Below are 23,422 nucleotides of genomic sequence, written 5' to 3' on the forward strand. Positions count from 1 at the left end.
CCCCCCCCCCCCCCCCCCCCCCCCCGCCCCCCCCCCCCCCCCCCCCCCCCCCCCCCCCCCCCCCCCCACGTGCAGGGCAAATATTTGGGGTACACCATATGAGAAAGTTTCGATAACCTAAATGAAGACTACTCTCTGACGTTATTGATAAGTTGAAAGAAGATAAAATGAATGACCCGCCTGAAGTGCAAGACTTCGTTGTTGAGGATGTTCTGGAACTCACCGATTATTCCGAGTATGGAGCTGTAGTTACCATAGTCGACGTAGGAGGGAGACGTGTTCGCCTTCATGTCAGCATCATCAGAGGTGAACTGCTTTGCGAGCGGATTGCTGACGCGCTGGAGTGCCGGTACGGGACATAAACCTTCGAACACCGAGCGAATGCCCCGATCATTGAATATCCGGATGCGAGTTCAATGGCAAAACAGCGTCCCCGAGACGATCTGTGCTTGCAGGACTTGGCAGACGCGGCGGAGTCCGGCGCCGATAAGGCGCCCGGAGCTGCTATTGGTCGGTCCCGGCCTGACACTTAGCCGAACACCACCTTGTGCTCATGCTCGTTCTTGGCAGTTCCCGCCGTTTCGAAACGCACCCCAAAATGGCTGCTTATGGCGCGACGCGGACCGTACTGCGTTGGACGCATCGGTCCGCTCTTCAGCACGTTCCCCAAACGGACAGTCAGTTGTCGGCCCCATTCCGGTCGAAGCAGGGAAACCGATGCATTGAATCAGCTTTGCCGCTGCTTAAACGCGCACATCGTTTGGGGATGCGGATCTCAGGCGGAATTTCCCCTTATCGTCAATGTCCAATTCCGGGCCGGGCTCCTTTGCAACCAAAACCTCACGGGCACGTTGTGTTTCGGTCCGCAATCAGGAGGAGGATGCCGTGAACGGAATAATCTATCTTGTTGGCCTCGTCGTGATCGTTTTGTTCATTCTATCATTTTTTGGACTTCGGTAAGATCATGGCCAAAATAGCCCCCACGGAAAGCGCTGCAGTAACCCCAAAAGTGGCTACATCGTCCTATCTTGAGTGGGGAGGCATATTTGGTGGGGGTGTCATCGCTTGCGCCATTTCGGTGGTTCTTCTGCAATTCGGGTCGAGCGCTGGTTTGGCGCTGGGTTCTCCGACTCTTCCCAACGGTGGCGCCTCCTGGAATGTGCTGGTGGCCGGGCTGTGGGTAGTTATCGTTGCTATAGCAAGTTCCGCAGCCGGCGGTTATGTAGCTGGACGGATGCGCACGCGCTGGGAAGATAGCAACCAAAGTGAAAGCGAATTCCGCGACGGCATACACGGCATCGCAGTCTGGGCCCTAGCGACACTTGGAGCAGCGTTTTTCTTGGCAATGATTGGTGGGCACGGCGCAGCCGCCGTGGTCAATCGCCCCGACGCGCAACTCAACGAAAGCACGGTGCGCCTTTCAGCCCACATAACTGCCATTTTTAGCTTTGCGACTGCTGCAGGCTCCGCGCTTGGCGCTGCGGCAGCATGGTTTGCAGCGATTGCCGGGGGTGAACACCGCGATGAGGGGATCGCTTTTCACCACGTCGTACCGGTTTTCTTACGCAAGCGTTAGTGCGCAACAATGCACTCGCCCGGCCGGCAAAGCCAAACCGCAGCTGTTCCAAGGTCATTGAGATCATCCGTTGGAGAGTGTCTACTTGTCGCCAAGCTTGGCCAATACCGGACGGGCTGAAAACGGTCCCGGAGCCGACGATATCATCCCGGTCTGTTTCTCCGCCGTCCTTCCAAAGACCCTCGCCGGCGCCTGCGAAGCGGGTCGCTAGTTCTTCTTTCAGACGATCGAAATCCCTTCCGGGGAAGAGTTGACCTTGGTTGTAACAGCATTTGACGAGGTACATAGTAATCACCGCTATGCTGCGGATCTGAGGGGGTTGCTTTCGAGGAGAGTGATCTTCGACTAGCCTGACGAGGCAAAAGGAATACGGGCGGCGCTCGCCCGTATTCTCGCAGTTTGCGATCTCAGGCCCAAATGCATGTGCTTGGACTTTCGCTCGCCGCCTTTTTCAGCTTCTTGAGGCGTCTCTTACTCCCTCGCATGAGTTAAAATGCGAAATACTGGCCAATGGGCAATCCCTTCACGCAATCTGCTGAAAAGCTTGCCTTCTTTGTCGCTGGCAGATCGGACCTGAACGGCAGCCCATCCGGCCTTCATGGTCCCGCCGACGTGGCAGTGGCAAACAATCGCGTGCAGTTGCCAATCCGTTAGCTCGAAGAAGCGTTTCGATTCGCCATAGGTATCGTTCTTCAATCCTTGCGCGCGCAATATTGGATCGGCGAAAGCGATGCTGAGCGCGGAGTCCAGGGACCGCGCCTTGTCACGCACGTCCAGGGTCATGTATTCCGTCCCGGGGAAGGCGGCGAGGCACCGCTCGGGATTTCGCTCGAGCAGCATGGCCCAATGTTCCAAACGCTGACGCCGCGCCATAGTCGGAAAGGATACCTCGACTTCCGCGACCTCATGCAGTTCTTCAAGTGTCTGATGTTTCATGGCCGTCTCCTGTTGGCGAGGCGCTCTGCCTGCAGAATGCACAGGGCGGAATGGGCCTCGGTCGTCCCTATGCAGGCGAACCAGCAGTCCGTCGGGAAGTTCCATTGGCGAGGAAATTTGACAGTGTGCCTGCTTCAATTTCCCGCTGTCTCGGTGCCTTGGACCATCCCGCGCAAAGACTACTGCGATGCCTGGACCAGCCGTCGGAGCAGTGGGTAATCCTTCAGGTCCTTGTAAGGCGTGAGATCTAACTGCCTTGGCACGCAGCGAAGCTGTTCCTCATTGATCGCTTTCTCGGGCCCATTGATGACGCTTTGGTAGTGCCGCCAGGTCAGACCAGCCCCTATGACCGCATCTCTTTCGATGCGCGAGGCGATTTGATGGGCGTGCAGGTAATGAAGCTGCAACTCGTTGCGGCAGGAGTTGTAGGCGATGCGCCACTGGCCGCAGTCCTCGCAGGCGTCGACGTGACCGCAAAGGGCCGCGGTGCGGCAGTGCTCGATCGACGACATCACCTTGAGCTGCTGCAGTGTCAGATGCCCTGCATGGGCGGCCCGGTAGGCGGGCCCGGCAGTGCGGAAGATGTCGGCAACCTCGATCGAGGCGCGCACGCTCAGCCGTCGGGTGAGATCTCGTCCGGCTTGAAGAGGCCAAGCCTGTCGAGCGGGCTCGTGACGGTGCGCACCGTGCGGGTTGCAACCTTGGTATAGAAGGCGGTGCTGTTGAGCTTGGCGTGCCCGAGCAGGACCTGGATGATGCGGATGTGGTGCCGTCCTCCAGCAGGTGGGTGGCGAAGCTGTGACGCAGCGTGTGCGGCCCGACCCGCTTGGCGATGTCGGCCGCCTGCGCTGCCTCGACGATCATGCGATAGAGCTGACGCGTGCTGATCGGCTTCATCGCGTGCTGCCCCGGGAAGAGCCAGCCGTCGCGGTGCGTCACGCCCTGCTGCCGCCCAAACTTCCACCACTCACGCAGAAGCGTGAGCAGATCCTCCGACAGCATGGCGTTGCGATACCGCCCGCCCTTGCCGTGCTCGACGCGCAGCAGCATGCGTTCGCTGTCGACATCGGCGACCTTCAGCATCGACACTTCCGCGACACGCAGGCCGGCGCCATAGGCGACCGAGAGCGCCGCCTGGTGCTCGAGGCAGGTGGTGACGTTGAGCAACCGGGCAACCTCGTCGCGGCTCAGCACCACCGGCAGCTTGCGCGGGTGCGCCAGACGAACGAGCTTGCGCGCCAGATCGGGACGATCGACCGTATGCGTGAAGAAGAAGCGCAGCGCCGACACGATGCTGTTCATGGTCGGCGCGGGGACGCCATCCTCCTGCTGCTCGATCTGGAACCGGCGCAGGTCGACGGCGGTCGCCGTGTCCGGTGAACGCCCAAGAAATGTCGCCAGGCGTCCAATGTCGCGCAGATAGTTGCGTTGCGTCTCCCGGGAGAAACGCCGCATGTTCATGTCGTCGATCAGCCGCTGGCGAAGTGGACTGATCGGTGCATCAAGAACAGGATAGGACATGGTCAGGCTCCTTGTTGAAGAAGCCCGCGATGCTCTGCCGCTGCCGGATTGTTTGAACATCAAAGATGCTGACGGTCGATTTATTGCCGCAAATCCGGCTACCGCACACTCGCTCGGCAAGACGGGTTTTGATTTCTACCCTCCGGAATTGGCGAAGCATTTTCGAGAGGACGAGTTGGCGGTGCTCAGCGGCGGAAATCACGTAACCATCAAGCAACCGGGGCTTCGTCCGGATGGCTCCCCGGGCTGGCTTTCTACGTTGAAGGTACCGGTAAAGAACCATGTGGGCGAGATAGTAGGGCTGATCACCCACAACCGAGACGTGACGCTCCAAAAAACGCTACAGATAAAACTCGAGGAAACTCAGACCCACTTGGATCAAGCGCTAGAGAACATGAATGACGGACTCGCGATGTATGATCCGAACGGGTTCCTTCTCTTCTGCAATCGCCGCTATCGGCAGCTGTTCCCGCGCACCGCGCACCTGCGGGTGCCGGGGGCGAATTTTGCCGATATCATCCGGGCTTCTGTTAAGCTCGGGGAAGAGCCCCTCTGTGCGGGCAAGTCAATGGATGACCACCTCTCTGAGAAACTGACGCAACTCCGCGAGGATGGTGAAGGGCTAATCGAGCTTGGAGACGGGAGAATTTTTTCGTCGCGCACAAAGCTCCTGTCTAACGGCTGCACACTGCAGATGATGTCAGACATAACGGAGCGACGAAGCTTCGAGAAGAACCTGGAACATCAGGCATTGCATGACCCGCTAACGGGCTTGCCAAACCGCGCTTTTTTCAACCGCGAACTCGAAAGACTAATTGCAAAGGCGCGATCTGAAGACGGCGAGCTGGTTGTCGTCCTTCTCGATCTCGACAGGTTTAAGGAGGTTAATGACAACTTCGGTCACGCCGCGGGGGACACGCTTCTGGTCGAGGTCGCTCGGCGTCTGGAGAAAGCAGTCAGGCGAGGTGACATGGCAGCACGGCTGGGCGGCGACGAATTCGGAGTGTTGATGTACGGACCCACCGATGGAACCGGAGACGTCAGCTTGGTATCGCGGATCATGAAGAACTTGGTGCAACCGTTGAAGATCGACGATGTCACGCTTCTTCCCGGAGGTACGATAGGCTATACCGTGTTTCCAAAGGACGAGGCGGACCCAGAAGGGTTGCTTAAGAATGCTGACAGGGCATTGTATCAGGCCAAGGCTAAAGGGCGAGGCAGTTGGAAAGCCTATGAACCAGAAGCGGCGGTGGCGATGAGGCGCCGGTGAGCTGTATAGAGCGAAAGTAGTTCCGCTGGATTATCATGGGGCGGGGGTGACCTGACGGAGGTCACAATGGTTGAAGACGCTGAGAATCGCGGGGAACGGCGGTAGCGAGTGCTGAAAGGCGCTGCGTTCATCACCGGAATTACAAACTCCGAAATCAGTTGCATGATTCGGACCAGAACAGTGGAAGCGCGTGTGCCTGAACGGTTCGTGCTCTACCCACAAGAACGCCCTGCCGCGCTATGAGCGCGGCAGGGCGGCCGGGCCGCCGATAAGGCACGGCCCGCGCCAATCCTGAAGACTTCTTGGGCCGCTAGGCCGCCTTGTTGGCCGGCGCTGCGTTGTCGACGATCACCGGCGTGTCGAACCAGGTGATCTCAGGCGCGCCGCCAAAGAGCTTTGCGACGTGCTCGCGCCACTCCGTGCTGTAGGCCGCCTCGGCCGCGGCGCGCGATTCCCATAGATAGACGCCGCCGGCCGTGCGCCCATCCTCCGCCCGCAGGTAATATTTCCGGATCAATCCCGGCAAATTGCGGTAGCTCGGGGCACTCGACTCGAAACGGCGCGTCGCCTCCTCGAGGCTGATCGGCTGTGGCAGGCGGAATTGCACCACTGTGGTGATAGTATTGCGCACGATGTTTCTCCTCTCTGATCGGGTTATGCGACCTGGCATTCATCCTGACCGTAAGGCGCCCAGACACGGCATAGCCTACGTAAGAGAGACTTGGCTGCTGCCTGTTCTTGTACCATAATCGCCTGCCGGAGGACGGTTACGCTAGCAGCAGCAAAGCCAGGGCTGAATTCGCGAAAACTCGACGCGCTTTGTGCAAATTTGCACAGGACGGAGGCTCGCCATGCAGTGGGATGATTTGAGGGTCTTCCTCGCTGTCGCGCGCAATAAATCGATCAGCGGCGCGGCAAAACGGATCGACGTGCAGCATTCGACGGTCTCGCGCCGCATCAAGGCGCTGGAACAGCAGCTCGGCACGCGCCTGATCGAGCGCAAGGCGTCGGGCTACGAGCTCACCAGCGCGGGCGAGGAGCTGAAGCTCGCTGCCGTCAAAATGGAAGTCGAGGTGCTGGAGGTCGAAGGCGCGCTCGGCGGCGAAGAAGATCGTCCAACAGGCGTACTCCGCGTCGCTGCGATCAACAACATGGCCTCGTCGGTGCTGATGCCGATATTCGCGCGCTTCAGCGCAAAATATCCAGAAATCGAGCTGCACGTGCAGGTCTCGAACAAGTATGTCAGCCTGGCCGAGCGCCAGGCCGATGTTGCGATCCGCCAGACCAACACGCCGCAAGAGACACTGGTCGGCACGTTGCTCGGCAAGGTTGCCTCTGCCGTCTATGGCGAGCGCAACTATGTAGTCTCATTGCGCTCCGGCGCGACGCCGAAATGGCTGGGCGTGGAATGCTGCGCCTTCCACCAGTCGTTGACAAATGCCGCGTGCCCCAACCGCGACTACAGCTTTTTTGTCGACGATACTTTGTTGACTCTCGCGGCGCTGCGCGAGGGAATGGGCCTCGCCTATCTACCGTGCTTCATGGGCGACAATGACGCCCGACTGCTCCGTTATCTCGCCCCGGAGCCGCATCATGATGTCGGCGTCTGGCTGCTCTACCATCCCAATCTCCGACGCACCAAGCGTGTGCGACTGTTTCGCGAACACATGCTGGCGGAAATGGTGAGCCAGCGGGAGCTGTTCGACGGTTTGAAGCCGCGACGTGACGGCCGGAACAATCTCGGCACGATGTCGTCGCCGCAGCCGAAACGCCACGGACGACAGGCTGCGGCCAGTGTGAAATAGAGTTGGCCTCCGTTGCCGTTGCGGCGCAACATGTCGCCTTCTGGCCCTAGGCGGCGGTTTTTGAATGTCCGTTCTTCCTGCGCTCCTGAGGCAGTTGGCACGTCAATACGACGCACTTGCGTACATGCTAAAATAATGAAATACGGCCCGCGAGGGATGACGGCAGGGAATGGGTTGGCATGTATTTTCCTCAGTTTCTCACGGGAATGATAGTGACGTCGGGCGCCTTAGCGGCGCGGGCATATGGCGCGACAGGCTCCCTATGGATCGCGGCCGTCTGGGCCATTCTCACGTTGGTGCTGCTGCAAGTCGGATATTTTGTGCTTGTGCTCGGGATCGTTTATGGGTCGCGAGATAGCGATCGAGCGTCGGATGCAGGTTCTAGCCAGACAGCAAGTCGCGCAGCGCGATAGAGTCCGCGCGGGACTGCAGAACAATTCGCTTCTTACCCCCTGTCTCCCGAAGCCTAATGCTGTGGGGGGCACCGCCATGAAGACTTTGGCCGGCTTGGACTCCGGCGGGCAGGCTTTCGAACTCACGCAACTTCCAGCCCCAGTTCGGGCAGTCAATGAACAGTGAGGTATCCGTGGCCCATGGCCGGGGTGATCTGCCTTGCACTTCCCTGTTAGGCAATGGTCAGTTCCCTGTTAGCTTGCGTAGGGAAATTTCCCTCAAAGTGTTGAATCTCCGGCGAGATTCCTGACCAAAATTTGCCAAGGCACTCAAAACGACCGAAATTTCGCTGTTTTTGGGCGCCTAACAGGGAAAACCGACCAGAGACTGGTTCGCTGGTGACTGCCAGCACCACCATTATCGTTATTTATCAATGGCTTACGGGCAAGTTCGCCAACAGGTTCGCCAAAAGGTTCGCCAAGCATGGGCTTGCGCGTCACAAGACGCACGACTCGATCCATCCCCTGGACCGCCAGCCGAATCTGCGATGCCTCGCGCGAATAGAGTTCGGCATGATCGATGTCGTCGTGACCGAGCACATCCATGAGCTGTCTGGTTGAGGCCTCTGCCTCGGCGAGATAAACGCCAAGCGACTTTCTCAGTCCGTGCAGCGTCAGCCCTTTCGGAAGCCCGGCGAGCTTGCACCAATGAGCCATGGTGCCGGTCAGGGATTTGGCGGAGAAGGGCTGGCCATAAGCCGTGACCAAGACCGTTTCGCCGCGCTTGTCAGCGGCATCGAGGATTTCGGCAAGCATCGGTGTAATCGGAACGAAAAGCCGCTTGCCTCCGGTCCTGGTCTTGTTCTTGGCCTGGGTGATGTCGAAGCCGTCGAACTGACGTTCCTCGCCATCGATCATGACCCTGCGTGTGACCCTCTGGTCCCATCGCAAATCGGCGACATCGCCGCGACGATTGCCCAGCCAAAGCGCGAGGCCATAGCAGGTGCGCGCAGCCGTCCCGAGCGGCCAGCGCTGTTCAAACTTCTGCATTGCTTCGCTTGGCCAAGCCTTCCAGCCTGTGTAGGCGGGACGCCATTCCACAGCTGCGGTGGGATCGATTTCGATCCAATCCAGGCGTATCGCGACATTGACGAGTTTGCGTATCGCGACCAGCAGGTGCTTAGCCTTGTGTGGTGTGGCGATGAAGCGTCCCAGAAGCTCCTCGACGTGCACTCGCCGCAGGTTCTTAACGGGCACATCGCGCCATGTAAGGGGATGGTCATCGACAACCCGCAGGCCCAGAAATTCCTCGATAAGACGGCTGTTCTTGAATTTCGTACTCTCATCATGGGCGAGCCACTTGACCGATGCCTTCAATCTCTGCTCCGCCGCACCGAAGGTTCCCGGCAAGGCAGCACCCGGCATGGTTATAACCAGCGCTTTGTGGATCTTCCGGCCCTCGACCGCGGCTTGATAGGCTTCCTTGAAACCTACATCGTTCGGGGCGGGCAGCGTCACCAGACGTCCGTTGGCGCGGTAGCGCCACCGCGTCGTTCCATGCCGATCCTTGTAGGAAGACAAGCCCGGATATTTATCTTTCAGGCGCTGTTCCATCAGGGGCCTAGACTATTCTCGACGATGATTCCCTTGCAAGAGAAAGTCGACAATATTCTCTTCATCGTCGCCGGGGAGATCGGCGAATGCGGCCTCCAGTTTGAGGCGATCCCAGATTACACGACTATCTATTTTCTTCGGCTTTGGCATGCGGCGGTCGGCGACCATTTGGTCAAATTTGGTTACGCCTACGCCGACATAGCGAGCGGCCTCTTCACGTGAGAGACCCCGAGGAGGGTAGGAGAGGGAGTCACTTTTCATGACCTCGCCGCCGGCATATGTCCGCCTAGTGCACGGACTTCTGTTCAGAGATCAGGATCTAGAGTGCATCAACCGCCGCCGGAAGGGCGCCGATCAAGCACTGCGGCAAATTGCGGTCTCGGCGTATAAATAGGATGGTTGTGTGAGTTCAGGTGTTCGAGTCGGGAGAGCGCTACCGCCTTTCCCCCGGTCAGAGACCATGCGATTTTTCTACAGTGTCGGGCGTGATGGGCCTCTCTCGGTGCCGCTAAGACCTGTAGGGAACGGGAGAGTCTGACCCGAAAGCTATCCACGGCACGTACGGCAGCTTTGCGCCTCAATTCCAGACGCTCAGTTGAGGTTTATGCGGACATGGGGATTAACCGCTGCGCATCACCAGGGCGATCCGCTCATTACGGGACAGATCCATGCACACGGCATGGACAATGAAGACGATCTTTTCAGGGGCGGCGAGAACAGGTCCACCGCCCACGCTGATCTATCCGGCGAAGGCGTGGACGATGGCGAAGCCTACGCCGACAGCAACGCCCGTACCGAAGGCCTACCATGGCGCGGGCCCTCCACTTCTAAACCATGGATACCTGAAGCTGTCAGTTCAGCGTCGGTTCGCCCATCGTCTCGGTAAGAAAGGACGCGGCGATCAAATCGTCCGCGTCGATACGTAAAGAGCCTTCGCCGCGCCCGATAATGGCCGCGACCTTCTGGAAGGTCTTAATCTCATGTTCGGTGATGCTGGCGTCCCGCATCCTGGTTCTCAGATCGGCGACACGCATCCCGAGCAAACGGGATGTTCCGATTTCTCTATTCGACATTTGGTCAGTCCTCCTTCCCCGCCCGTGTCTGTTTCGCCGCCACGCGAATCCGCAGCCTGCCGACAGTCTGGTGTTGCAGTTGGGGAGCATCAGCATGCCCGCTCGTAAGAATCTGCTAATATTATGAATGAATGGTGAATGGCGCGCGGCTGTAGTTCGGCCCTTGGTGCGATCGGGGAAGGCAGGCTTATTGTCCGGTCGCGGGTCGGGCCGGAGAGGCAGCGGCTAGGCGGGTACGCTGCAGAGCAACGCCGCCTGAACGGCGTCGAAGAAGCGACGGACCTCAGCGCGCGCATCGTTGGCGTCTTGGCCCCGTTCGGTCGCGACCGAAAGCAGATGCGTAGCAGTTTCCCGCTAGAGCGTAGCCGCCTCGTCACTCGGAAGGCGAGCAATTGCGTTCGCCACGATTCGAATGGCGGGAAGCTCTCGACTAATTGGGAAGGCATGCACCGACATGGACCGGATGACCCGCAAATGTTCCACGCCGAACCTATCGATCGAAAGGAAATAGAAGCTTAAGGGGGGCGGCCCAAGCCATTCGCCAAGACCGCGTCGCCGATGTTGCCGCTGCCCTTCGCCACGGTTTTGAGTCTGAAACGCGACTCGCTGCCGCGTCAAGATAAGCGGAACCTAATATGCGCCGGCTGCTTATGGCAAAATGAGTACACGCGGCGCAAACTTCCTGGACAAATGGATGACAGAGCATCTGCCGGATGCGGTGACCGACGACCCGGCCGCGATAAACGATCTAGCCGACCAAGCGATGGAAGCTGCAGACCGCGAGGGCATCGCGGTAAGCGAGATCTATGAGGAAGTCGGCAGCGTCTTTGAAGTGATTGCGGCGGCGATGCAGCACCGCGATGCCAGCCTGCTCGAGGCAGAGATCGCCGCCTTTGATCTGTTGGCCGGCCGGTTGTCCCGAGAAGCAAACATCTCCGAGGAGCAAGCCCACGATCTGGTCGGACGTTTTGGCACCGATTGGGAAGTCCTGCTCAACGAAGCCCATTTTATGAAAGAACTTGAAGGCCGCCTTGGGGAGGTGAAGGAACAGTAGGCGCTGCCCCGGCGGGATTGACCGCTGGGGCATTTAGGAACGGACGATTTTCCCCGAAAAATCCTCCACGTGATATCGCGATCATCGTATTCCGCTCGCGTAATCGCCCGGAGTCCGAGCCCGAACACCGTTTGGTTCAGATGCGATCAAAGGTGAAGGACGTTAGAAGGCTAGTGACGAAATTGCTTGCCTTCTCTTTGACGAGAACCTCGGTCCATTCGTCGTTCCCTCGGAGCCTAAGGTCCGTGGAGATGCTGTCTATCGCAGACTCTTCGAGGCGCTTAATATGGGACAAGAATAAAGCCTCGTCGCCTGTTTTATAGATGTCCCGCATGACTAACCGCAGAATTTCCTGGATTGCGATTTGCCACGCGGTATTAATTGTCTGAAGCTCGTTCATTTTGTTTGTCATCGAGATTTCCTCGATCATCTTGGCTTCGGCCCGCCCCCAATATCGATTTATTCGAAGCGCACATTCCGCCGAAATTAAAAAAGGTCAGGCAGATTTGCCTGACCCCATTAGGTCTCGTGCTTTCACAGTGCCAGTACATCCGTGGTCAAAGGAAAGCTGACCCGATCAAACGGCCTGCAGCTTACCGGCCGACATCTTGCCTGACTTGCTGTCCCGCTCAAGTTCGTAGCCAATCTTCTGGCCCTCAACGATCTCACGCATACCGGCACGCTCGACGGCAGAGATATGAACGAACGCGTCGGCGCCGCCGTTGTCAGGCTGGATGAAGCCGAATCCTTTGGTGGAATTGAACCATTTAACTGTGCCAGTGGTCATGATGAACCCTTTCATAGCAATATTGAGCCAAGGCAACGCGAACGCGCTGCATTTGAAGATGACGATTTTGAAAGAAAGTTCGTTCAGGGCGCGTTGCCAAGCGCGCGATAACCAAAGCTCAGCCAGCAATATCGACGACCAGTTCCTATGCTGCCTTGCTAGCTATGTCAACTTTTGGTTTTTTTGGTCGTCGATTGCAACTTATTGATGTACAGGCGATACGAGCTTCGGATTTAGCGTCTTTTGTCGTACTTTCACTGCCAAGGCGCCATCTGCGATGTGGCTTGGCCGGGGAACGTTCGTCAGGCTGATCTCCGGCAAGCTGTGGTAACGAACCAAACTGCCGCGGCCTGACTGAGATCAGGTGAATCGCCAATCATTTCAGGCGTACTCATCGAAGCGAACCGCGCTCAGCTGCGGCCGAACAGGAGCCTGACCGTCCCTTGAGATAGACTCTCTCATGGACGGCGCGACGTATCTCGGTGTGGAAGTCCGAAGAATGCTACGAGTTTCGGACAGGCGTTCGCGCGCAATGCCACGCTGCCCGTCATTGCGAGGTTGCCCGAATCGCTCCGTTTGGGGAAATGGACATCGACGCGGTCGATGCAGTGGCCGCGGAGGAGGAAGCGTCACCGAGACTGACGGCGGCGCACCGTGCCGCTTGCGCGCCAAGTCCGGCAAGGGAAGCTGCGCCGCGGCGCAACCCGCCGCTATCATCTCGTTGCATGCCGCGCCCTTGCCCGCCTTGCTCTTCGCGGCCTCCTGTTCCTGCCCAAATGTTTGGGCGAGAACCGAACAGAAGGGAGGCGCTGCAAAGGTGCGCGGGCGGAAATGGAAAAAGCAGAACTTGAAGGGCTGAAGGACAAGGTGCCCTGCGCTGCGGTGCTGGAGCGCGCGGGGTTCGCCCTCGACACTAAGGAGAGCACGCGCAGGGCGATGAAATATCGCCGTGAGGCGTCGATCATCATCGTAATCCATGACGGCAAGGGTTGGTTCGACCCGCTCGGCGACGGCAAAGGCGATGTCTTTCGGCTGGTCGAACATCTTGAGAAGGTGCCCTTCGTCGAAGCCATGAACGAGGTCGCCAGCCTCGTCGGGTTCGTGCCGTCCGAGTCGGTCTGGCAGCGGGTGTGCCGCGAGCGGGAGCCTGACCTGTCGATACCGGAGCGCTGGCGCGCACGGCGCAGGCCCTGGCGCGGATCGGCGACCTGGCGCTATCTCACCGAGGCCCGTCATCTTCCCGACCGCATCGTCCGCGCCGCAATCAGCGCCGGCGCCCTGCGCGAAGGCCCGCACGGCTCGATGTGGGCTGCCCATATCGACGCCAACGGCACCGTTACCGGCTGGGAAGAACGCGGACCTGACTGGCGCGGCTTTGCCACCGGCGGCGCCAAGGTGCTGTTCCGGCTGGGCAGTCCTGATGCGCTGCGCCTTTGCGTGACCGAAGCCGCGATCGACGCCATGAGCCTTGCCGCGCTTGAGGGCTTTCGCGCCGACACGTTCTATCTCAGCACCGGTGGCGGCTGGTCGCCGGCAGCCGATGCGGCGCTCCGCGCGCTTGCCGCCAAGCCGGGTGTCGAGCTCGTCGCGGCTACCGACAACAACAAACAGGGCGACATCTATGCCGACCGCCTGCTCGGCCTGGGGGAGGAAGCTGGCTGCGACGGCGATCGCCTTCGACCTGTGGCGGACGACTGGAACGCCGATCTGAGAATGAAAGCGGAAGCAGGAGAGGCGGAAGGAGGGAGCTGCCGCATGTCCGCCGGTCGCCTCAAGGGTGAAGCTTCGCCCGGCTCGCGCCGGCCCTTGACCCGCCCGGGCGGAGAGGCGGCCGCGGGGGAGGGGTCCAGAAGGGCCGAAGAAGATGGTGATCCATAGGGGATGAACCGCGCTCCGGCCCGTACAAGGCCAGGAGCCTCCCCATGACCCAATCCGCCATCCGCAAGATCTACTTCGGCGTCGCCGATCGCCGGCAGATGTTCCGCCTCTTCGATCGCCACGCCCAGCGGCCCAATCGGTGGGAGAATGACGACAGCGGCCTGTTCGCCGGCGAGTGGTTCGAGATCGCGCGAGCCGAGCACGATTACATGCTCGACCTGCTGCCGCCGCTCTGGATGCGCGGCGAGATGTTCGCCCTGCGCGAGTTCCTCACCGAGAGCCTGACCAGCGTCTTCTACACACTGCGCATCAACGGCAAGACGCGCTACTTCCCTGCCTATTGCGACCTCGCGCGGCCCCGCTCGCCGGTCGAGATGCGCGACGCCATCGTCGAACGCCAATCCTGGCCAGTGAAGGCGATGACGCGTGCGGAGCGCCTCGAGCATGTCTGGAGCGCGACCCATGACGAGTACCGCGGCTACGCCGGGGAGCGCTTCGGAGCCGAGCATCACGGCAAACGCACCATCCTCGTCTATGGCCTTGGGAAGCCCGAGCAGAAGTTGCTCGATGACCTGACCGATGACGAGATCGCGGCCAAGCTCCCGGTGCATCTCAGGCACCTTCCCGTCCGCGCAGCGGCGTGAGGGGAGCGGCGATGTTTACCTTCCCGATCGTAGCGGTGCGCAAGATCATAGAGCGCGGAATCGAGGATTCGGCGGCCAATGGCGGCTTCCGCGATCCCTACTATGGCACCCGCCCCGGCGAGGGCGAGAGGCCGGGCCTGTGGCTGGTCGGCGACGAGGGCGTCTATATCATGTCCAACGGCAGGCTCGCCGAAGGGGCACGCGCGCTCGTCATCTATGCCGAGCAATGCCACCCCAGGGGCGACATTGACTGGTGGGACTACAAGCGCCGCCACTTCGGTGCCGATGACGGCATCGAGCTCATCGAGGCCGAGCGTCTGCTTCCGCTGTTCGACCGCAACCTGCGGGCTACTCACCTCAACGTCGAACTCACCGAGACCGAAATCGCGCTCTCGCTGATCACCCGCTGACTTCCCAACCCGCGACGTCGATCGCCTGGCCGACCCGCTCGGCCGGGGGCTCGCGCGCGCCTTCACGACGAGGATTTCTCCAGATGCCCAACGACGATCCATTCACGCCCCACCTGTTCAACACCGCCACGCTCCCGTCCGGCCTCGGTTTCGGGGTCACCGCCTTCGGCCACGACTTCGGCGCTGGCGAGCCCGAGGCTAAAGAGACTGCGACGCGCGCCGTGCCGGAGTCACAGCCGGCATCCCCGCCAGTCCACTCGCCGCGCCGCGCGGCCGAGGCCGGGTTGGATGGCAACGACTTCGTCCTCGAGACCGATCGCAGTCTTGGCCGTGGCTGGAAGCAGCGAGCCCGCGATAATCTCGATGCGATACGGCTCGCCGCCGAAATCGGGAGGGCCAATCGGCCGGCGACCCGCGAGGAACAGGCGCGGCTGATCCGCTTCACCGGCTTCGGCGCTTCCGAGCTCGCCAATTCCGTGTTTCGCCGTCCGGGCGACGATGCTTTCCGCGCCGGCTGGGACGCGATGGGCGCCGAGCTCGAGGAGATGGTGTCGAGCACCGAGTACGCCTCGCTCGCGCGCTGCACGCAGTATGCGCACTTCACGCCAGAGTTCATCGTCCGCGCGATGTGGGCAGGCCTCATGCGTCTCGGCTGGCGTGGGGGCAGGGTGCTTGAGCCCGGTATCGGCACGGGATTGTTTGTGGCCCTGGTGCCGGCAAAGCTGCGCGACCAGGTATACGTCACCGGCGTCGAACTCGATCCGGTGACCGCGCTAATTGCCAGGCTACTTCAGCCACGGGCACGCATTCTCAACGCCGACTTCGCCCGCACCGACTTGCCGGCTGACTTCGATCTTGCCATCGGCAACCCACCCTTCTCGGACCGTATCGTCCGCTCGGATCGCGCCTATCGTTCGATGGGGCTGCGCCTGCATGATTACTGCATCGCCCGCTCGATCAACCTGTTGAAGCCCGGCGGTCTCGCGGCGTTCGTCACCAGCTCGGGCACCATGGACAAGACGGATTGTTCGGCACGCGAGCACATCGGCAGGACCGCCGATCTCGTCGCCGCCATCCGCCTGCCCGAGGGCAGCTTCCGGGCCGACGCCGGCACCGATGTCGTGGTGGACGTCCTCTTCTTCCGCAAGCGAGGGCACGGCGAGGCCGAAGGCGATCTGTCGTGGCTCGATACCGACGAGGTCCGACCTGCCGATGGCGACGATGGCGCGATCCGCATCAACCGCTGGTTCGCCCGGCAACCGGATTTCGTGCTCGGCACTCACGCAGCGACGTCGGGACCATTCGGCGAGACGTATACCTGCCTTCCGCATCCGGGGGGCGATCTTGCACAGGCGCTGTCGGATGCGGTCTCCCTTCTCCCGGAAGCTATCTATGACGGCGAGCCTGAGAAAATCGATCCCGATGCCGCCTGCGTCAGCGATGCGCGGGATGACATCGGAGCCGACCGCGGCGGCATGCGCGAGGGCAGCTACTTCATCGCGCCCGACACCGCGCTAACTCAGATGGTCGACGGCGCGCCCGTAACCATCACCGTGCGCAAGGGCCGAGCCGCCCACGGCGTGCCCGCCAAGCACGCCCACATCGTCCGAAAGCTGATCCCGATCCGCGACGCGGTGCGCGAGGTCCTCAAGGCACAGGAGCTCGACCGGCCGTGGAGACCGGCGCAGGTGAAGCTGCGCATCGCCTGGTCCAATTTCGTCCGTGCCTTCGGCCCGATCAACACAACGGTCGTCTCGACTAGCGAGGACCCGGAGACCGGCGAGGTGCGCGAGACGCATCGCCGCCCGAACCTCGCCCCGTTCCTTGACGATCCCGATTGCTGGCTCGTGGCCTCGATTGAGGACTACGAGCTCGAGACGGACACGGCGCGGCCCGGTCCGATCTTCACCGAGCGGGTGATCGCACCGCCCGCGGCCCCGATCATCAATTCGCCAGCAGACGCTCTTGCGGTCGTGCTGAACGAGCGCGGTCATGTCGATATCGATCACATCGCCGAGCTGTTGCATGTCGATCCCGACATGGTCATCGCCGATCTGGGCGACGCCATCTACCGCGATCCGGAGAGCGGCGCCTGGCGGACCGCCGACGACTATCTCTCCGGCCAGGTCCGCGGCAAGCTCAAGGCCGCTGAAGCCGCCGCGGCTCTCGATCCCGCCTTCGAGCGCAACGTTAGCGCCCTGGTCGCTGTCCAGCCCGCCGATGTCGGCCCATCCGACATTACCGCGCGTCTCGGCGCACCCTGGATTCCGGCCGCCGATGTGGTCGCCTTCGTCAGGAAGACGATGGGCGCCGAGATCCGCATCCATCATATGCCGGAACTGGCGTCGTGGACCGTCGACGCACGCCAGCTCGGCTACATGGCGTCCGGCACCTCCGAATGGGGCACCGAGCGCCGGCATGCCGGTGAGCTCGTCTGCGACGCGCTCAACAGCCGCATGCCGCAGATTTTCGACACCGTGAAGGACGGCGACAGCGAACGGCGCGTGCTCAATGTCGTCGACAGCGAGGCGGCCAAGGAGAAGCTCACCAAGATCAAAACGGCCTTCCAAACCTGGATCTGGTCCGATCCCGACCGCGCCGACCGGCTGGCGCGGGTCTATAATGACCGGTTCAACAACATCGCCCCGCGAAGGTTCAACGGAGACCATCTGCAACTTGCGGGCGCCTCAGGCGCCGTTGCTCTTTATGGACACCAGAAGCGCGGCATCTGGCGCATCATATCGGCCGGTTCGACCTATCTCGCGCACGCCGTCGGCGCCGGCAAGACCATGACCATGGCTGCCGCCGTCATGGAGCAGAAGCGGCTCGGACTTATCGCCAAGGCCATGATGGTCGTCCCAGGACATTGCCTGGCGCAGGCCGCGCGCGAGTTCCTGGCGCTCTATCCGACGGCCCGCATCCTCGTCGCCGACGAGACCAATTTCACCAAGGACAAGCGGCGCCGCTTCCTCAGCCGCGCAGCCATGGCGAACTGGGACGCCATCATCATCACGCATTCGGCCTTCCGCTTCATCGGCGTTGCGCCCTCGTTCGAACAGCAGATGATTCAGGACGAGCTCGCGCTCTATGAGGTCCTGCTCACCAAGGTCGAAAAGGGCGATCGCGTGTCGCGCAAGCGGCTAGAGCGGCTGAAGGACGGCCTCAAGGAACGTCTGGAATCGCTCGCCACCCGCAAGGACGACCTGCTCACCATCGCCGAGATCGGCGTCGACCAGATCATCGTCGACGAGGCACAGGAGTTCAGGAAGCTCAGCTTCGCGACGAACATGTCAAGCTTGAAGGGGATCGATCCAAACGGCTCGCAGCGTGCCTGGGACCTTTATGTAAAATCCCGCTTCATCGAGACCAGGAACCCGGGCCGGGCGCTCGTCCTCGCCTCCGGCACACCGATCACCAATACGCTGGGCGAGATGTTCTCGGTGCAGCGCTACCTCGGCTACGCCGCTTTGTCGGAGCGCGGCCTCCACGAGTTCGATGCCTGGGCTTCGACCTTCGGCGACGTCACTACGGAGCTCGAGCTGCAGCCCAACGGCAAATACAAGCCGGTCACCCGCTTCGCCACCTTCGTCAATGTCCCTGAGCTGATCGCCATGTTCCGCAGCTTCGCGGATGTGGTCACGCCCGAGGATCTGCGCGACTATGTCAAGGTGCCAGCGCTCTCGACCGGCACGCGGAGGATCAGGACCTCCAAACCATCTATCGCATTCAAGCGCTACCAGGCTCTCCTCGACGCCCGTATCAAGGCGATCGAACAGCGAGAAGCGCCACCCAAGCCCGGCGACGATATCCTGCTCTCGGTCATTACCGATGGTCGCCATGCCGCGATCGACCTACGCCTCGTCGATCCAGACAGTGACAATGAGCCGGATAACAAGCTCAACGACTTGGTCGCCAATGCCTACCGCATCTGGCGGGACACCGCAGACGCAGCCTATGTCCGGCCGGACGGCAAGCCGTTCGAACTGACTGGCGCCGCGCAGATGATCTTTTCCGATCTCGGCACGCTCAATGTTGAGCGGACCCGGGGCTTCTCGGCCTATCGTTGGATCCGCGACGAGCTGGTGCGCATGGGCGTGCCGGCGGCCGAAATCGCCTTCATGCAGGATTTCAAGAAGTCGGAGGCCAAGCAGCGGCTGTTCGGCGACGTCCGCGCGGGCAAAGTCCGCTTTCTCATCGGCTCGTCTGACACGATGGGCACCGGCGTCAATGCCCAGCTCCGGCTCAAGGCGCTGCATCATCTCGACGTGCCATGGCTACCCTCGCAGATCGAGCAGCGTGAGGGACGCATCTTGCGGCAGGGCAATCAGCACGACATCGTCGACATCTTCGCCTATGCCACCGAGGGCTCGATGGACGCCCAGATGTGGCAGAACAACGAGCGCAAGGCTCGCTTCATCGCCGCTGCACTCTCGGGCGATACCTCGGTGCGCCGGCTCGAAGACCTCGGCGAAGGGCAGGCCAACCAGTTCGCCATGGCCAAGGCGATTGCCTCGGGCGACCCGCGCCTGATGCAGAAGGCCGGCCTCGAGGCCGACATCGCCCGGCTCGAGCGGCTCCGGTCCGCGCATCAGGACGATCAGTTCGCCATTCGCCGACAGATTCGCGACGCCGAGCGCGACATCGAACACTCGACACGTCGCATCGGGGAGATCGGCCAGGACCTCGCGCGGCTGGTTCTGACGACGGGCGCGGCGTTCCGCATGAGCGTGGGCAACGCGACATACGTCGAGCGCAAGCTCGCCGGCCGCGCCCTGATGACCGGTATCCTGACCTTGGTGCAGCTCCAGCATGCCGGTACCCGCACCATCGCCGCGATCGGCGGGTTCGAACTCGAATATCGCGGCGAGCGCTTTGGCCAGGACAGCTATCGCTACGTCGCCATGTTGCTGCGCACCGGCGCGGCGACGGAAGTCGGGTTGCCTGTCACCACCACGCCGCTCGGCGCGATCGCAAAGCTCGAATATATCCTTGGCAATCTCGAGGAGGAACAGGAGCGCGCATGCCACCGGCTTGCGGAGGCCGAGCGGCGGCTCGCGTCCTATCGCTCTCGCGAGGGCAGCACCTTCGCCTTCTCGGGCGAGTTGGCCGACAAGCGCCGCCAGCTCTCCGAAATCGAAAGATCGTTGTCTCAGGACATCGACGGCGTACGCCCCGCATGGGGTACAGGCGGCGTAACCTGCCCCCACGTTTAGAGCCGCCTTCGCCGGCTCGGTGGAGGGCCTTCCCGAACGAGCTGGGAAGCGAGAAAGCAAGGAAGACCGCTCGCGGATCGGGTGGTCCGCCGACGCTGACGCTCAATCGCGCCGGTCGCAATCCCGGCCCGTCATCCTGCGCAGGGCTGAAGAAGCCCCGCTTGGCCAGCCGGGCAGGGATGCTCCGGCGCAATTGCCCCGTCCCGCCCGCTCCGCGGGCCGGGGGATGTCTTCGGAAAGAAGACGAGAAAGGACCGGCGACGGGCCTGTCCGTAACCCTTCAAGGAGCATTCCCATGGAACTGAAGTTTGTCGATCCGCGCTCGCTCAAGGAAAATCCTGACAAGGCGCGCCGCTCCAAGTCCAGCCCGCAGGCCGACGCCCTGCTGCAGGCGACGATCAAGGCGATCGGCGTCGTCGAGCCGCCGATCGTCTTCGCTAAAGGCGATGGCGGCAATGGCTTCGTCATCGATCAGGGTCATCGGCGCGCGAAGCAGGCGGTCGCTGCAGGTCTCGAAGAGATCGCCGTTCTGGTCGTGCCTCGAGCCGAGGATGGCGGTGCGATGCGCTCGCTGGCCACCTCGATCACGCACGAGCAGCTCAACCCGGTCGATCTGTGGCGTGCCATCGAGCGTCTCGTCGCGCTGAACTGGACCGAAGAGTCCATTGCGATCGCCCTTGCGCAGTCGGTGCGCCAGATCAAGAAGCTGCGCCTGCTCGCCAATGTGCTGCCGGCGATGCTCGACGCAATGGCCAAGGGCGATATGCCGAACGAGCAGCAGCTCCGCACTATCGCGGCCGCTTCGCTCGAGGAGCAGAAGGAGGTCTGGAAGGCCAAGAAGCCCAACAGGGGCGATCCGCAGGTGTCGTGGTGGAGCATCGCCAACGGTCTCACCAAGCGACGCATGTACGCGCGCGACGCAAGCTTTGGCGACGAGCTGCGCGAGGCCTACGGCATCGCCTGGGTGGAGGATCTGTTCGCACCGGCCGACCAGGACAGCCGGTACACCACCGAGGTCGACGCTTTCCTCGGTGCCCAGCAGGAGTGGATGACGCAGAACCTGCCCAAGAAGGGCGTCATCACCGAACCGAACGCCTATGGCGAGGTGAAGCTCCCGCCAAAGGCGGAACGCGTCTATGGCACGCCGAAGAAGTCGGATCACGCCGCGATGTATCTCGATCGCGAGGGGAAGGTGAAGACGGTCCACTTCCGTCTGCCCGAGGCCAAGAAGAAGGCCAACGCGACGGAAGCCGCCGAGGCGGTCGTCATGCCGAAGTCGCGTCCCGATGTGACCCGTAAGGGTATCGAGATGATCGGCGACCTGCGCACCGATGCTCTCCATGAGGCGCTGTCGCGGGCGCCGATCGAGGACGACACGCTGTTGGCGTTGCTCGTTCTCGCCTTCGCTGGCCAGAACGTGCGCGTCGATTCCGGTGCCGGCGGCGATCATGGGGTCGCTCGCCGCATGCCTCGGCACGCCGCCACCCTCTTCGATGCCGAGGGCAAGTTCGCCTTCAACGCCGAGACTTTGCGCATCGCAGCCCGGGGTGTCCTCATCGATGCGCTCTCCTGCCGCGAGGGCATGAGCAAGTCGGGCGTGGTGGCGCTCGTCGCAGGCGGCGCGATCGGGGCAGACAGCTTCCTCGCCAATATGGGCACCGAGGACTTCCTTTCCTGTCTGTCGCGTCCAGCGATCGAGGGCTCGTGCGCCGACACGCCGGTTCTGCCGCGGGCCCGCGTAAAGGACACGCGGGCCGCGCTCGTCGAGCACTTCAAGGAAGGGCACTTCGTCCACCCGGCTGCGCTGTTCGCTCCCGATGCGGCAAGCCTGACGGAGTGGCTGTCCAAGAGCACCGTCCCCGAGGCCGATGACGACGTTGGGCCTGAGGTCGACGGCCTGAGTGGAGAGGACCATCCTTCCGAGAAAGGCGGGCTCGAGGAAGGCTACCGCGAGGCCGCCGAATAGACCTCGCCTCCTTTTGATCGCTCTGCCGCCGCCAGGTTCGCCTGGCGGCAGCAGGTGTACGGCCGCGACAGCGAGCGCTGCCGATAACGGTACCTCCGGCGTAGGCCCAAGGCCGTCATGGGGTGACCGTGGTGTACATGTCGAGCCACCTCCGGTCGATGAATCGGCAGGTGGCCATGATCACCTGTCCTTCGGTTCCAATGTCGAAGTCGAGGCCCGTGCCGGTCCTCACTCGGGCTTCATGCGGTCCTGAACCGGCGGCCGTCCGCTTCAAGGCCGCGTTCCGCGCCGCGGGGCGGCCGGATCGGTCCGGTCTCGACATGGCGGGCCCGCGTCCCGCGCGAGGGCTGAAGAAAGCCCTGCTTGGCCGCAGACCTTCCATGCTCGTCTCGGTCCGCCCGGACCCTGAAGCGCCCGTCTTTCCGCCGGTTCTTTTGGTCCGCGCCCGAGAAAGGGCCGGCACGGAGCCGGTCCTGGCCTCGAGAACCAGAAGAAAGGACATGCCAATGACCAAGAAAGCCGCCAATTCCCGCGCAACCGCCCGCGTCGCTCCGTTGCGCAAGGGCACTACCTTCCAAATGGTCCGCCTCGTGTGCCCCGACGCCGCACAGTGCTCGCTCGTCTCGGAGAGTTTTGGCCTCCCGGTGCTCGACAGCGACGGCATTCGCGACTTGCACGAAAAGCTCATCGTGGACACGGCCGCGGCGCTCGACGAGGGGCTGGGCGAACGCGCCATGCAGATACACCTGCAACGCGTCGTCGGTGCCTTTGTCGGCTCCGCCTACGGGGCCGGCCAGTTCTACAGCCGGGCGGTCTCCGAAGCACGGGACGCGACGGCCAAGTCGGCCTGCGACGATCGGAACGAAGACGTCGGTGGACCGGTCGGCTTCGACAGCGCTGCCCAGCGCAAGCGTGAGTTCGCCGCCGATATGGCACTACAGGCCCATGCGCTGCGCATGGCCGCGGAGGGGGCGATCGCCGCCTACGAGCAGGTTGTAGGAGAGGTCTGGAAGCCCTTCGAGCGTCCAGTCGAAAACCCCGGCCAATCCGTCGACCGCAAGGCGGCCGAACTGCAGATGGCAGCTCTCGGGTGAACGTCGAGGGCGGGGCTCCGGTCCCGCCCTCCTTCCATGAGCACGTCCGGCTCATCCGTCCGTCGCATCAACTGCGAAGGGCCTAGCCGATTTTCATGGGCCGAACATGCCGCTTTCGATCATCGCCAAGTGAACGTCGCGAGTGCCGCTCCTGGCGCACGAGGAGAGACGACCTGCTGCCATCCGGTG

General features: G+C 61.9%; 17 protein-coding genes and 2 pseudogenes. 10 read left to right on the plus strand and 9 right to left on the minus strand.

Annotated features, from left to right (window positions below; all coding sequences use genetic code 11):
* Nucleotides 1-964: 964 nt before the first annotated feature.
* Nucleotides 965-1,576 carry a hypothetical protein gene (locus FJ424_RS10355; RefSeq protein ID WP_140645661.1) on the plus strand — a complete coding sequence of 204 codons (612 nt, stop codon included), beginning with the start codon at nt 965-967 and terminating at the stop codon, nt 1,574-1,576.
* 471 nt (nt 1,577-2,047) lie between these two features.
* On the opposite strand, the gene FJ424_RS10360 is transcribed toward FJ424_RS10355, so the two are convergent.
* The 3 genes and pseudogenes from FJ424_RS10360 to FJ424_RS10370 all read right to left on the minus strand — a co-directional run bounded on the left by FJ424_RS10360 (nt 2,048) and on the right by FJ424_RS10370 (nt 4,033).
* A complete protein-coding gene (locus tag FJ424_RS10360; RefSeq protein ID WP_140659985.1) occupies nt 2,048-2,512 on the minus strand; it encodes a hypothetical protein in 465 nt (154 codons plus the stop codon).
* 410 nt (nt 2,513-2,922) lie between these two features.
* A pseudogene (locus tag FJ424_RS10365) lies at nt 2,923-3,123 on the minus strand (transposase zinc-binding domain-containing protein); the annotation flags it as partial.
* A gap of 2 nt (nt 3,124-3,125) precedes the next feature.
* Nucleotides 3,126-4,033 (minus strand): annotated as a pseudogene (locus FJ424_RS10370) (tyrosine-type recombinase/integrase).
* Here FJ424_RS10370 and FJ424_RS10375 point away from each other — a divergent pair.
* Nucleotides 4,032-5,303: a diguanylate cyclase gene (locus FJ424_RS10375; protein ID WP_140659986.1), complete on the plus strand. Its 1,272-nt coding sequence runs from the start codon at nt 4,032-4,034 to the stop codon at nt 5,301-5,303. The pseudogene FJ424_RS10370 and the gene FJ424_RS10375 sit on opposite strands and share 2 nt — an antisense overlap.
* A 310-nt stretch (nt 5,304-5,613) precedes the next feature.
* Here the strand turns inward: FJ424_RS10375 and FJ424_RS10380 are convergent, their stop codons facing one another.
* A complete protein-coding gene (locus FJ424_RS10380) occupies nt 5,614-5,934 on the minus strand; it encodes a YdhR family protein (RefSeq protein WP_246677200.1) in 321 nt (106 codons plus the stop codon).
* A gap of 220 nt (nt 5,935-6,154) precedes the next feature.
* Between FJ424_RS10380 and FJ424_RS10385 the strand changes: the two genes are divergently transcribed.
* The gene (locus FJ424_RS10385; RefSeq protein WP_140786353.1) at nt 6,155-7,108 is read left to right on the plus strand and encodes a LysR family transcriptional regulator; all 954 of its coding nucleotides are present in this window, start codon (nt 6,155-6,157) and stop codon (nt 7,106-7,108) included.
* A 722-nt stretch (nt 7,109-7,830) separates the two neighbouring features.
* Here FJ424_RS10385 and FJ424_RS10395 read toward each other — a convergent pair.
* The 3 genes from FJ424_RS10395 to FJ424_RS10405 form a co-directional block, all read right to left on the minus strand.
* Nucleotides 7,831-9,114, minus strand: a complete 1,284-nt coding sequence (locus FJ424_RS10395; RefSeq protein WP_246677201.1) for a tyrosine-type recombinase/integrase — start codon at nt 9,112-9,114, stop codon at nt 7,831-7,833.
* A gap of 12 nt (nt 9,115-9,126) precedes the next feature.
* Complete coding sequence (locus FJ424_RS33980) at nt 9,127-9,375, minus strand: hypothetical protein (protein ID WP_140655517.1); 249 nt, start codon at nt 9,373-9,375, stop codon at nt 9,127-9,129.
* 590 nt (nt 9,376-9,965) lie between these two features.
* Nucleotides 9,966-10,187 (minus strand): hypothetical protein, encoded by a 222-nt coding sequence (locus tag FJ424_RS10405; RefSeq protein WP_140655792.1) that lies wholly within the window; start codon nt 10,185-10,187, stop codon nt 9,966-9,968.
* Between the two features lie 694 nt (nt 10,188-10,881).
* On the opposite strand from FJ424_RS10405, the gene FJ424_RS33985 reads away from it, so the two are divergent.
* Nucleotides 10,882-11,241: a hypothetical protein gene (locus tag FJ424_RS33985; RefSeq protein ID WP_246677202.1), complete on the plus strand. Its 360-nt coding sequence runs from the start codon at nt 10,882-10,884 to the stop codon at nt 11,239-11,241.
* A 136-nt stretch (nt 11,242-11,377) separates the two neighbouring features.
* Here the strand turns inward: FJ424_RS33985 and FJ424_RS10420 are convergent, their stop codons facing one another.
* Nucleotides 11,378-11,653 carry a hypothetical protein gene (locus FJ424_RS10420; RefSeq protein ID WP_140655798.1) on the minus strand — a complete coding sequence of 92 codons (276 nt, stop codon included), beginning with the start codon at nt 11,651-11,653 and terminating at the stop codon, nt 11,378-11,380.
* 165 nt (nt 11,654-11,818) lie between these two features.
* Nucleotides 11,819-12,028: a cold-shock protein gene (locus FJ424_RS10425; protein WP_095769174.1), complete on the minus strand. Its 210-nt coding sequence runs from the start codon at nt 12,026-12,028 to the stop codon at nt 11,819-11,821.
* A 654-nt stretch (nt 12,029-12,682) separates the two neighbouring features.
* On the opposite strand from FJ424_RS10425, the gene FJ424_RS10430 reads away from it, so the two are divergent.
* From FJ424_RS10430 to FJ424_RS10455, 6 genes are all read left to right on the plus strand, one after another.
* Entirely contained in the window at nt 12,683-13,906 is a 1,224-nt protein-coding gene (locus FJ424_RS10430) for a DUF3991 and TOPRIM domain-containing protein (RefSeq protein WP_348640114.1), read from the plus strand.
* Nucleotides 13,907-13,950: 44 nt separating this feature from the next.
* Entirely contained in the window at nt 13,951-14,550 is a 600-nt protein-coding gene (locus FJ424_RS10435; protein WP_140655521.1) for a DUF1419 domain-containing protein, read from the plus strand.
* A gap of 11 nt (nt 14,551-14,561) precedes the next feature.
* Entirely contained in the window at nt 14,562-14,960 is a 399-nt protein-coding gene (locus FJ424_RS10440; RefSeq protein ID WP_140655524.1) for a DUF3085 domain-containing protein, read from the plus strand.
* Between the two features lie 83 nt (nt 14,961-15,043).
* On the plus strand, nt 15,044-20,173 hold the full coding sequence (locus FJ424_RS10445) for a DEAD/DEAH box helicase family protein (RefSeq protein ID WP_140655529.1): 5,130 nt from the start codon (nt 15,044-15,046) through the stop codon (nt 20,171-20,173).
* 295 nt (nt 20,174-20,468) lie between these two features.
* Nucleotides 20,469-22,139 (plus strand): ParB N-terminal domain-containing protein, encoded by a 1,671-nt coding sequence (locus FJ424_RS10450; protein WP_140655532.1) that lies wholly within the window; start codon nt 20,469-20,471, stop codon nt 22,137-22,139.
* Between the two features lie 506 nt (nt 22,140-22,645).
* Nucleotides 22,646-23,233 carry a hypothetical protein gene (locus FJ424_RS10455; RefSeq protein WP_095769173.1) on the plus strand — a complete coding sequence of 196 codons (588 nt, stop codon included), beginning with the start codon at nt 22,646-22,648 and terminating at the stop codon, nt 23,231-23,233.
* The last annotated feature ends 189 nt before the right edge of the window (nt 23,234-23,422 follow it).

The organism is Mesorhizobium sp. B3-1-8 (genome assembly GCF_006439495.1).
Classification (GTDB): domain Bacteria; phylum Pseudomonadota; class Alphaproteobacteria; order Rhizobiales; family Rhizobiaceae; genus Mesorhizobium.

Bases quoted from the DNA above. Each gene is read 5' to 3' on its own strand.
- FJ424_RS10355 (WP_140645661.1), top strand. From the start codon at position 965: ATGGCCAAAATAGCCCCCACGGAAAGCGCTGCAGTAACCCCAAAAGTG.
- FJ424_RS10360 (WP_140659985.1), bottom strand. From the start codon at position 2,512: ATGAAACATCAGACACTTGAAGAACTGCATGAGGTCGCGGAAGTCGAG.
- FJ424_RS10375 (WP_140659986.1), top strand. From the start codon at position 4,032: ATGGTCAGGCTCCTTGTTGAAGAAGCCCGCGATGCTCTGCCGCTGCCG.
- FJ424_RS10385 (WP_140786353.1), top strand. From the start codon at position 6,155: ATGCAGTGGGATGATTTGAGGGTCTTCCTCGCTGTCGCGCGCAATAAA.
- FJ424_RS10395 (WP_246677201.1), bottom strand. From the start codon at position 9,114: ATGGAACAGCGCCTGAAAGATAAATATCCGGGCTTGTCTTCCTACAAG.
- FJ424_RS33980 (WP_140655517.1), bottom strand. From the start codon at position 9,375: ATGAAAAGTGACTCCCTCTCCTACCCTCCTCGGGGTCTCTCACGTGAA.
- FJ424_RS10405 (WP_140655792.1), bottom strand. From the start codon at position 10,187: ATGTCGAATAGAGAAATCGGAACATCCCGTTTGCTCGGGATGCGTGTC.
- FJ424_RS33985 (WP_246677202.1), top strand. From the start codon at position 10,882: ATGACAGAGCATCTGCCGGATGCGGTGACCGACGACCCGGCCGCGATA.
- FJ424_RS10420 (WP_140655798.1), bottom strand. From the start codon at position 11,653: ATGACAAACAAAATGAACGAGCTTCAGACAATTAATACCGCGTGGCAA.
- FJ424_RS10425 (WP_095769174.1), bottom strand. From the start codon at position 12,028: ATGACCACTGGCACAGTTAAATGGTTCAATTCCACCAAAGGATTCGGC.
- FJ424_RS10435 (WP_140655521.1), top strand. From the start codon at position 13,951: ATGACCCAATCCGCCATCCGCAAGATCTACTTCGGCGTCGCCGATCGC.
- FJ424_RS10440 (WP_140655524.1), top strand. From the start codon at position 14,562: ATGTTTACCTTCCCGATCGTAGCGGTGCGCAAGATCATAGAGCGCGGA.
- FJ424_RS10445 (WP_140655529.1), top strand. From the start codon at position 15,044: ATGCCCAACGACGATCCATTCACGCCCCACCTGTTCAACACCGCCACG.
- FJ424_RS10450 (WP_140655532.1), top strand. From the start codon at position 20,469: ATGGAACTGAAGTTTGTCGATCCGCGCTCGCTCAAGGAAAATCCTGAC.
- FJ424_RS10455 (WP_095769173.1), top strand. From the start codon at position 22,646: ATGACCAAGAAAGCCGCCAATTCCCGCGCAACCGCCCGCGTCGCTCCG.